Annotated in this window: 4 protein-coding genes and 1 pseudogene; 4 read left to right on the top strand and 1 reads right to left on the bottom strand. The window is 68.1% G+C overall.

Going from position 1 to position 3546, the window contains the following annotated elements; genetic code table 11:
- Together VF542_RS13115 and VF542_RS13110 are read left to right on the top strand one after the other, a co-directional pair.
- Positions 1 to 185, top strand: a pseudogene (locus tag VF542_RS13115) (ribose ABC transporter substrate-binding protein); the annotation flags it as partial.
- 163 nt (positions 186 to 348) lie between these two features.
- A complete protein-coding gene (locus VF542_RS13110) occupies positions 349 to 1398 on the top strand; it encodes a LacI family DNA-binding transcriptional regulator (protein ID WP_408652152.1) in 1050 nt (349 codons plus the stop codon).
- Positions 1399 to 1432: 34 nt separating this feature from the next.
- On the opposite strand, the gene VF542_RS13105 is transcribed toward VF542_RS13110, so the two are convergent.
- Positions 1433 to 2527: a zinc-dependent alcohol dehydrogenase gene (locus VF542_RS13105; RefSeq protein WP_408652151.1), complete on the bottom strand. Its 1095-nt coding sequence runs from the start codon at positions 2525 to 2527 to the stop codon at positions 1433 to 1435.
- A 196-nt stretch (positions 2528 to 2723) separates the two neighbouring features.
- On the opposite strand from VF542_RS13105, the gene VF542_RS13100 reads away from it, so the two are divergent.
- Complete coding sequence (locus tag VF542_RS13100) at positions 2724 to 3194, top strand: YdeI/OmpD-associated family protein (RefSeq protein ID WP_408652150.1); 471 nt, start codon at positions 2724 to 2726, stop codon at positions 3192 to 3194.
- Positions 3195 to 3235: 41 nt separating this feature from the next.
- The coding region (locus VF542_RS13095) for an SDR family NAD(P)-dependent oxidoreductase (RefSeq protein ID WP_408652149.1) at positions 3236 to 3546 on the top strand (311 nt) is incomplete at its 3' end.

The raw sequence follows: 3546 nt of genomic DNA, 5'->3' as shown, positions 1-3546 counted from the left end.
CAGGCACCGTGCAGGCTCTGGTCGCCCAGCAGCCGGCCGCGATCGGCCAGTACGGCGTCGACGCCGCGGTCGCGAAGCTGGATGGCCAACAGCCACCCGCGAGGGTCCAGACCGGCTTCACCGTCATCACCAGGGACAACGTCGACGGTGACGGCGCGCAGGCCATCTACAAGTCCAGCTGCTGATCCGCCGAGCGGGGGGTACGGCACTGGCCGGCCCCCCGCTCGGATCCCCGCGGACCTACCAGCCGGTCTCACGTGACCGCCTCCCTGATCAGTAAACTGACCGAGATGCGCGAGTAGAACGATTCGACAGATACTTGCGGATTAGACGGCCGGGAGGTGAGCGATGACGACGATGCGCGATGTCGCCGTGCGCTGTGGAGTGAGCGTCAAGACGGTGTCTCGCGTTTTCAACGATGACCCGTACGTCAGCGCCGAAACCCGAGAGCGTGTGCTGCGGGCGATGCGCGAGTCGAATTACGTGCCGAACCTGCTCGCTCGTTCATTTCGCAGCGGACGTGACACAGCGATCGCCATCGCGGTACCTGATCTCTCAGATCCCTTCTTCGCCAGCCTGACCCATGCCGTCGAGCAGGTGGCTCATCAGCGGGGCGTCGCCGTCGTGATCGCGAGCATGGGCTATGAACCCGACGACGAGCGGCCGGCAATGGAGGCGTTGCTGCACCGGATGGTCGTCGGCGCGATCGCGACTCCGATCTCCAACGACCAGTCCTATCTCAAACGCTGGCAGCACAAGACGCCCATCGTCTTCGTCGACCGGACTCCTACCGGGATCGTCGCCGACAGCATCGTCTCCGACGACCATGGCGGTGGCGTGGCCGCCACCCGGCACCTGCTGGATCACGGTCATAGGAGCCTCGCCTTCGTCGGTGACACCCTGAACGTCCAAACGACGCGACGCCGTCTGGAGGCATACCAGTCCGTTCTGCTTGAGGCTGGTATGCCCGAGTCGGCGAATTCGGTGGTACTCGGGGGAACCTCGGGTCCTGAGATGGCTCATTCGTTCGTGAAATTCCTGCGGGAATCGGAGGAGCCGACGGCGATCTTGTCGTCCAATGCCCGGTGCACCATCGGGCTCATACCGGTACTGCAAACCATGGGCCGCACGGACATGGCACTCGTGGGTTTCGGAGACTTCCCGCTATCGGGCAGCGTCCGGCCTCCTATCTCCTTCATCGAACAGGATCCGGTTCGGCTCGGTCGGGCGGCGGCGATCCGGCTGTTCCAGCGGCTCGACACCCCCAACCGGCGGCTGAAGCGACAGGTCATGCTGGATGTCGCGCTGGTCCCGTGCGGATCCGGTGAGCAGCCACCGCCTCGACGATCCCGCAGGGCAAGGCTCGGACGTCCCGCGGCCGACCTCGAGCTGGCCTAGCTCATCCCTTCGCGCACCAGCACGTTCCCGCGCATCAGGCCCTGGTGGTGATCATGCGCTCGGAAGTCAGGATGACCTTGATGTGCTGGCCGCTGGTGGCTGCCGCGAAAGCGTCGCCGACCCGGTCGAGGGGGAAGGTGGCGGTGATGATGTCGTCGGGGCGAACCTGGCCGGCGAGGAGGGTGGCCATCGCTTCGGCGTAATCTTCGGGCAGGTAGGTGGCGCTGCCCTGGATCCTGACCTGCATGTCCTGGATCTCGGGAAGCGGGACGCTGACCCGTCCGGTGGGGACACCGACGATCACGACGGTGCCGCCTTTGAGGGCGAGGCTGACGGACTGATCGACGGTGTACTGGTTGGCGACGCAGTCGAAGACGACATCGGCGCTTTCGCCGAGCGCCTCTCGCACGGCTCCGGAAACGTCGGGGCCGCCGGCGTCGATGACCGCGTGCGCGCCGAGACGTAATGCCCGTCGCCTCTTGTCCTGGAGCATGTCGGTGACCACGACGCGCCGGGCACCATGGCGCAGCACGATGGCGAGCAGCAGCAGGCCGATGGTGCCGGCGCCGATGATGACTACCGCCTTGCCGTCCAGCGGGCCGGCCAGGCGGGCGGCGTGCACCGGAGTGGACAGCGGCTCGACCAGGATGGCTTGGCGGTCCTCGAGCTGGTCGGGGACGACGTGCAGCCGATCGGCGGGGATGGTGAAGTAGTCGGCCATCCCGCCCTGGTCGTAGATGCAGCCGAAGAACCGCAGGTTCTCGCACAGGTTGACCCGTCCCGCGAGGCACTGCTTGCAAGCCCAGCACGGCAGGGTCGGTTCGACGATGACCCGCTGCCCGGCGCTGACGCGCCGTACGCCGTCGGCGACCTCTTCGACGACGCCGAGGACCTCGTGGCCGGGAGCGTAGGGCAGCGGGATGAAGGGATGGCGCCCGTGCAGGGCATGGGTGTCGGAGCCGCAGATCCCCACTGCGGTCATCCGCACCAGCGCCTCGCCCGGAGCCGGGACGGGGACCGGAGCCCTCCGCACCCTCGCGCCGTGCTCGCTGGTCACGATGACCTGGCGCATCTCTGCGGAGGGCGGCTCGGTGGTAGCGGTGTGCGTCGTGTCGGGCAGGCTGGTCATGGCTTCTCACTCCGTTGGTGACTGGGCGTCCCTCCAGCCTTCATCGTGGCGGTCGGCTGTTGCCGAGGCAAACGCCGCCGCACACTGCGGCTTGAGGGTGGGCGGTACGGCGACGGCGAGCGGAGACCGTGAGTGGCGAGCATGCTCGCAGGGCCCTGAACCCCCGCCTGCGCAACGGTGTCCTACAGTCGGGGGTGTGACCACTTCAGAGGGCACTCTTCGGCTGCACGCGACGTTCGAGCCGCGCGGCCCGGCTGCCGCGATCGTCCTGACCGACGAGCAGGTCGCGGCGCTCGGCGGGGGCAAGGCGCCCGCGGTGCGGGTGACGGCCAATGGCAACACCGTCGCCGCGAGGGTGGCGCGCATGGGCGGGGAGAACCTGCTCGGGTTCAGCAAGCAGCTGCGCGCCGATCTCGGTGTCGGGATCGGCGACGCCCTTGACGTGGTGATCGCTCTGGACACCGCGCCACGCGAGGTGGAACTGCCGCCGGAGCTGGTCGCGGCGCTCGGCGAGGACGCCGCCGCCAGAGCCGCGTTCGATGGCCTGGCACCGTCGCACCGGAAAGAGTTCGCCCGCTGGATCGACGAGGCCAAACGCGATGAAACCCGGAGATCGCGGACCGCGCAGGCGCTGGAGATGCTGCGGACCGGCCGCACCCGGCGCTGAATACCCTTCAGAACCGGACCGAAACGTACCAAGGAGCTGACGTGGGCAGGTTCGACGGCCGCACCGTGCTGGTGACCGGGGCGGGCTCGGGCATCGGTTTCGAGATGGCCGACGCCTTCCAGGCTGAGGGCGCCACGGTGTACGCCGCCGACATCGCACCCGCCGGCTGCCCGGACCGGACCAACGCGGTACCGCTCGATGTCACCGACGAGGCAGCGGTCCGCGGTGTCGTCCAGCGGATTCTCACCGACACCGGCCGGCTCGACGTCGTGTGCAACAACGCCGGCATCGGTTCCACGGCGGATCCGTTGACCTGCACCGCCGAGGAGTGGGATCGGGTGTTCGCCGTCAA

It is taken from the genome of Jatrophihabitans sp., from assembly GCF_036389215.1.
Taxonomy (GTDB): Bacteria; Actinomycetota; Actinomycetes; order Mycobacteriales; family Jatrophihabitantaceae; genus Jatrophihabitans_A.
Note: the sequence above shows the minus strand (reverse complement) of the source record. Positions and strands in the feature narration are given on the sequence as shown.

Bases quoted from the DNA above. Each gene is read 5' to 3' on its own strand.
- VF542_RS13105 (WP_408652151.1), bottom strand. From the start codon at position 2,527: ATGACCAGCCTGCCCGACACGACGCACACCGCTACCACCGAGCCGCCC.
- VF542_RS13110 (WP_408652152.1), top strand. From the start codon at position 349: ATGACGACGATGCGCGATGTCGCCGTGCGCTGTGGAGTGAGCGTCAAG.